The organism is Streptomyces sp. NPDC054841 (assembly GCF_053611045.1).
This window is the reverse complement of sequence record NZ_JBSGZO010000041.1, coordinates 30,772-35,557: the sequence shown is the minus strand read 5'-3', so window position 1 is coordinate 35,557 and position 4,786 is coordinate 30,772. Positions and strand designations below refer to the sequence as shown.

General features: G+C 73.1%; 4 protein-coding genes. 1 reads left to right on the top strand and 3 read right to left on the bottom strand.

The genetic code is table 11. The features are described 5' to 3' along the window. Window positions 1-22 precede the first annotated feature (22 nt). Window positions 23-2,827 carry an FAD/NAD(P)-binding protein gene (locus ACWGI8_RS09080; RefSeq protein WP_453659469.1) on the bottom strand — a complete coding sequence of 935 codons (2,805 nt, stop codon included), beginning with the start codon at window positions 2,825-2,827 and terminating at the stop codon, window positions 23-25. 196 nt (window positions 2,828-3,023) lie between these two features. Between ACWGI8_RS09080 and ACWGI8_RS09075 the strand changes: the two genes are divergently transcribed. Next, the gene (locus ACWGI8_RS09075; RefSeq protein ID WP_453659468.1) at window positions 3,024-3,491 is read left to right on the top strand and encodes an RrF2 family transcriptional regulator; all 468 of its coding nucleotides are present in this window, start codon (window positions 3,024-3,026) and stop codon (window positions 3,489-3,491) included. Between the two features lie 60 nt (window positions 3,492-3,551). On the opposite strand, the gene ACWGI8_RS09070 is transcribed toward ACWGI8_RS09075, so the two are convergent. Beyond that, window positions 3,552-3,845: a hypothetical protein gene (locus ACWGI8_RS09070; RefSeq protein WP_453659467.1), complete on the bottom strand. Its 294-nt coding sequence runs from the start codon at window positions 3,843-3,845 to the stop codon at window positions 3,552-3,554. After that, window positions 3,788-4,627, bottom strand: coding sequence for a metallophosphoesterase family protein (locus ACWGI8_RS09065; protein WP_453659466.1), 840 nt, complete (start codon window positions 4,625-4,627; stop codon window positions 3,788-3,790). Before ACWGI8_RS09065 ends, ACWGI8_RS09070 begins: the two co-directional genes overlap by 58 nt. Window positions 4,628-4,786: the final 159 nt, after the last annotated feature.

Here is a 4,786-nt window from a genome sequence, read left to right as displayed (position 1 = left end):
GCTCACGCCTCTGCGCCCGCGGTCAGGCCCGGGTGAGCTCCAGCCCCACGAGCCGGGTCCGGTCCAGTGGCGCGGGCCGCCGGTCCAACCGCGCCTCCAGCAGCGCGGCCGCCTCGGTGTGGTGTCCGGCCGAAGTGAGCGTGAACAGCAGCGTCTCCTCGATGACGTCGCGCTGTGCCGTGCTGCCGCCGAGCGCGCCCAGCCGGGGCCCCAGGCTCCGCAGGATCGGCAGCGCGCTCGCCCAGGCCCCGTCGATCACCGCGGCCAGCGCGGTGCACAGCGGGGCCACGACCTCACGGAAGACGGGCAGCGCGTGCCGTGCGGCGGTTGTGCGCAGCCGCGCCAGACCGGCCGGATCCTCGGCGGCCGCCAGCGAGAGCGCGCAGTGCATCGCGGCGAACGCCGTCGGCGGCTCGGCCAGCCATCCCTCGGGGGCGTGGGCCAGCACCTCATCGGCCGGCTGCGGGCCCTCCCAGGACCGGGTCATCCGGCTGCGCCACAGCAGGGCGCCGGAGTCGATCAGCGCACGGGCGCCGGTGACCGCCGGCGGGGCCAGCTGATCCAGGTAACGGCTGCGCATCGCGTCCGCCTGACCGGTCATCAGCTCGTGCAGGGCGGCGTGCCAGCAGAAGTGCGCCCGGTTGTTGGCCCGCGGCCCCTCCACCCCAATCCACTCGTCCAGCCACTTCAGCCCCTCGTCGTGCTGCCCGGTCTCGTAGAAGACATGGGCGCGGGCGTGCACCGCGTGGCCCGAGGACGGCACGGCCGCGAGCGCGCGGGCGGCCAGTGCCTCGGCCTCGTCCCACCGTTCCTGCTCCTGCCGGACGAACGCGAGCTGTCCCAGGTACCACCAGTCGTCCCCGTACGCCGGGGCCAGTCCCTCCACCAGCTGCCAGGTCTGCTCGCCGCAGGTCACTCCGCCGAACGCGATGGTGGGCACCGCCAGGCTCACCGCGAGGGCGTCGCGCGGGTGGTCCTCGATGTGCCGCAGCAGCGCGGTGTCGCCCTCGGCCCGGGTGCCGCCGACCCGGGCGGCGACCGCGGCGACGAAGCTCCGTTCACGCTCGTCCACCCCCCGGCCCAGCCCTGCGGCCGCGGCCGCGAGCGCCGCCGGCACGTCCACCTGGGCGCCCCACTCGTGGCCGAGCAGGGCGAGCGCCGCGTGACCGACGGCGAACCCCGGGTCGAGGCCGACCGCCTCGGCGATGGGCCCCTCGACGCCGGACGCCACGCGCAGGATCCGGTCGAGCCCCTCGTTGTAGGCCACCGCCGCTTCGGGGGTGGTGCTCAGCCGCAGGCCGTGGTGGTCCGTCGGGGTGCGGTGGGACCCCGGCAGGGGCCGGGGCGCGGCGGCAGCGGCCCCACCGTGGCGGCCTGCGGTCGCAGCGGCCTCGACGGAGGCGCGGCGCTCGTCCGCGGCGTGCGCGACGTGCGCGGCCGCCGTCGCAGTCTCTGCGCGGCGGCCAGCGGTCAGCGCCGTCACCACGGCGGAGGCGACCTCGGCGGCCTGGGTCCGGATCTCCGGGATCGCGGTGCTCTCCCACAGGCTGCCGCGGCGGGTGGCGCCGAGCGTCCACAGCGGGGCGTCGGGTGCCCCGTGCGCGGCCGAGACCCTGCCGTCGCAGCCGGTGTGCAGACCGAGTCCCAGCGGCCCGGGGGCGGCGAGGCCGGCCTCGAACAGCGCAGCGGCCAGCGGGTCCGAGGCCCGGCGCGGATCGGCCTGCGGGCCGGTGCAGTTGACGACGGCGCCGACGGCGAGCCGCCGGCCGTCGGTGAGGTCGATGTGCGGACCGCCGCCGGTGAAGACCACGCCGGCCACCTCCCCGGCGCTCACCGTCAGCCGCCCGGCCTCCCGCGCGTCCGTGAGCCGGGCGGCGGTGACCGGCGGCATCCGGTGCCGGTGCACGTCCCACACGCGCGCGTCGGCGCGCAGGAACCTGGCCCGGTCGTGCTCCGGCAGCCCCTGCCACAGCGCGGCGGTCATCGGGCGCAGACCGTCGAGGGCGGGCCGCCAGTCCCCGTGGTCGCGCCGGGTGCGTGCGACATGGCGCAGCACCGCATTGCGCAGATCGTCCAGTCCGGTGCAGCCGGTGAGGTCCGGCGGGGCGACGGGCGCCGGGGCGGCGGCGTGCGGCTGAGGAAGCAGCCCGGAGCGGGAGACCGCGTGCAGGGTGCGGCCCGGCCGGTCGAGGGACATCGCGATGTCCACCATGGTCAGCCCGGTGCCGACCAGCAGTACGTCGGTGTCGTGCGGGACCCGGTCGAGTGCCCCGGGCGCCCACGGGTCGGCGATGAAGGCGTCCGACGTGCGGAGCGCGGCCGGCGCCCAGTCGACGGACGGCGGATGGTTGCCGGTGGCCAGCACGGCGGCGTCCACGGTGGTGGTGGAGCCGGAGGCCAGCCGGAGTGCCAGCCGCCGGTCCGCGCGCGTGGCTTCGACCACGCGGTCGCGCAGCCGGACGACGCGACCGGGCCCGCGGGCCGACCGGTCGGCGAGGTGATCGGCGAGGTAGGAACCGAAGAGGCGGCGTGGGACGAATCGGCCGGGGTCCGCCAGGTGGCCGGCGTGCTCGCGCAGCCAGCGCACGAAGTCGTCCGGATCGTCGGCGCTCACGCTCATGCGCCCGGCCGGGACGTTCAGCAGGTGGCGTAAGTCCCGCGTCGAGTAGGCGATTCCGCGGCCCGTCGTCTCCGCCGGGTCGATGAGGCGGATCTCCAGTGGCAGGCCGCGGGTGTCGGCTGCCTCCAGCAGGCGGGCCGCGGTGATCACTCCCGCTGCCCCGGCGCCGATGACCGCGACGCAACAGTTCGGTTCTCCACCGATCATTGGTGAGGTACTCCCAACTCGGAACCTATATCTACTTTTTCGATAGACAAAGTCTGCCCGAGGCTATGTGCGGAAGGCTCACCGGGGCCGCCCCGCGCTACCCCGCGCTACCCTTAGCAACCCCCCACCGGGTGAGGCCCGGACCCGTCGGCTCCAAGGGGTACGGCTCGACACGGTTCGCAGAAGGATTGATGACGTGAGGATCTCGGCGAAGGCGGACTACGCGTTGCGCGCCACGGCCCAACTGGCCCTGGACGCGGCCGAAGGCACCCCGGTCAAGGCCGGCCGGATAGCCGCGGAGCAGGACATTCCGCTGAAGTTCCTGCAAGGGGTGCTGGCAGAGCTGAAGCGGGCGCGGATCGTGCGCAGCACGCGCGGGCCCGAGGGGGGATTCCTGCTGGGCCGGCCGGCGGAGGAGATCACCCTCGCCGATGTGTACCGGGCGGTGGACGGCCCGTTGATCAATGTGCGCGATGCCCGGCTCACCGAGCTTCAGTACGCGGGCCCGGCGGAGTCCCTGCGCGAGGTCTGGATGGCTGCGCGCACCAGTCTGCGCAATGTGCTGGAACAGGTGACGATTGCGGAAGTCGCCTCGGGAGGGCTGCCCGAGGCGATCGTCCTGCTGGCGGATCAGTACCGAAACGACGTGCGGATCTATCCGTAGCCGCTGTTCACTCCGACCCGGGCAGGGGCGACGGCTCCTGCGGATCGGCAGTCCTGTTCTTCATCCTCTTCGGCAGGAGGATCGGGGCGGAAGCCTCCTCGGGCCGCGGCCACGATGCGCAGCTGCATCGCCGTCTCGGCGAGCGATCCACCGAGCCGCGGAACCCGGCTCGGAGGACATACAGGCGCCGGTCCGGACGGGCTGGAGAGCGAACCGACCGGCACAGTGCGTGAGGCTTCCGACGGTCTGCCGGGGCCAGCGGGGGGCACCATGCCGGCCGGGCAGTACCGGGCCGGCTACTTCGGCAGGATCAGGCGGGGCGGCACCGTGGGGCGGTGCCCGCGTCGCCGCCACTCACGGGGGTAGCCCACCGAGACCTCCTCGAAGCGCACTCCGTCGTGCCAGGTCGTGCGGGGAATGTGCAGATGCCCGTAGACCACGGCCTCGACGTTGAAGCGCAGGTGCCAGTCGGCGGTGCGTTCCGTGCCGCACCACAGTGCGAACTCCGGGTAGTGCAGGATCCTGGTGGGCTCCCGTACCAGCGGGTAGTGGTTGACCAGCACAACGGGCAGCTCCGGTTCCAGTGCGGCCAGCCGTGCCTCCGTCTCCTTCACCCGATGCTCACACCACTCCTGGCGGCCGGCGTACGGGTCGGGGAAGAGGAGGAACTCGTCAGTGCACACGACCCCCTTCTCGTGCGCCGCGGCGAGAGCCTGCTCCCGGGACAGCCCGGGGTGGGTGCGGAAGGTGTAGTCGTAGAGCACGAAGAGCGGAGCCACGACGACGGGCCCCTGCGGACCCTCCCAGACCGGGTACGGATCCTCGGGGGTGACGACACCCAGCTCGCGGCAGAGCCGGACGAGGTACTGATACCGCTCGACGCCACGCAGTCGAATCGGGTCCTGACGGGGCGTCCAGAGCTCGTGATTGCCCGGCGCCCACACCACCTTGGCGAATCTCCGGCTGAGGGTGCGCAGGGCCCAGGCGATGTCCTCGGTCAGTTCGCCGATGTCTCCGGCGACCAGGAGCCAGTCCTCGGCGGTCCGGGGGCGAAGCTCCTCAACGATCTTCCGGTTCTCCTCGTAGGCGATATGGAGATCGCTGATGGCCAGCAGGTTTCCGCGGTTCAAGCTCACCTGTCCAAACAGAGGGTCGTGCCGGCGTGTTCGTTCTGCGCTCACAGACCCGGAGCTTCGGGAATCTGTGCAGATGTGCGAATCTCATTGCGTAAACGAAGGGTTTCAGATCCGCTCTGCTCCGCCACCCCTAGTCGCCCCTACTTTCCTCGGGCACGC